The organism is Pseudomonas sp. P5_A2_2 (assembly GCF_054177685.1).
Map to the genome: position 1 here is coordinate 1 of NZ_JBGCUL010001346.1, position 1,025 is coordinate 1,025.

The following is a 1,025-nucleotide window of genomic DNA, read 5'->3' on the forward strand; positions in this document are numbered from 1 at the left end:
GATAGAGGTGTGAGCTCAGACGGCTTGAGAACAATTGCATTCCCCCCCGCAATGGCAGGTCCCAATTTATGTGCGACCAGATTTAGGGGGTCGTTGTAAGGTGTGATCGCGACAATTACACCCAGGGGCTCGCGAGTGAACCATCCCTGGCGAGATTCGGATCCGACATAAGCATCGAAAGGAATCACTTCACCGGCATTACGCTTGGCCTCCTCGGCCGACAACTTCAACGTATTGACGCAGCGCAACACCTCTTTTCTCGCTTGCTTCAGCGTTTTACCCGACTCCGCCACAATCAGTTTGGCAAAGGCGTCCTTATCACCCTCCACCGAGAACGCCGCCTTTTCCAATATGCGTGCCCGTTCATGTCGCGGCAGGTCCTTGGCAATCAAGGCACCCAAACTAGCCGTGTCGACTATCGTGGTGGCCGATGAAGCAGGCATGTCTGCCACCTCACCCACCTTGCTACCGTCAAACGGGCTAAGCACCGTAATGGCCTTATAATCAGCAGCGAGTGAGAGACTCAAGCTATTCATGATTACTTACCTGACTGGGTTTTAATCTTGTGGATGCTCACGATATCGGCGAGCAAGGCAAAGGCGGTTTCAAAGCGACCGGCACCCGCACCCACGACAGTGACAGGGCCGAGAATGGCGGTATTAAAGGTGATTGCGTTGGTTGCTCCACTCACACCGCAAAGCGCGTCATTGGATGGCAGTAACTGAGGACTAACCGAGGCAGAGATCGAGCCATCACTCAGCTTCTCTGCACTGCCGATAAGCTTCCACCGGGCATTGGCTTTCGTTGCCTCAGCAATATCTTTGGCGGTAATTTCAGAGATGCCCTTGCACAGAACATCGCTAGGCTTGAGCTTTGCACCCAGCAGTTCATTCGCCAGAATGACGACCTTAAGACGGACATCGTGCCCTTCCACATCCGCTGTTGGATCGGCTTCGGCATAACCCAACTCCTGGGCCTTTGCGACAGCGTTGGAGAAGTCCAGACCCGTCTCCATGCTGGAGAGG

1 protein-coding gene and 1 pseudogene are annotated in these 1,025 nt (G+C 54.3%); both read right to left on the bottom strand.

Going from position 1 to position 1,025, the window contains the following annotated elements:
- Nucleotides 1-536 (bottom strand): aldehyde dehydrogenase family protein (locus ACXRVY_RS31315; protein ID WP_458239252.1); only part of this gene is annotated, 536 nt, incomplete at its 3' end.
- 2 nt (nt 537-538) lie between these two features.
- Nucleotides 539-1,025 (bottom strand): annotated as a pseudogene (locus ACXRVY_RS31320) (homoserine dehydrogenase); the annotation flags it as partial.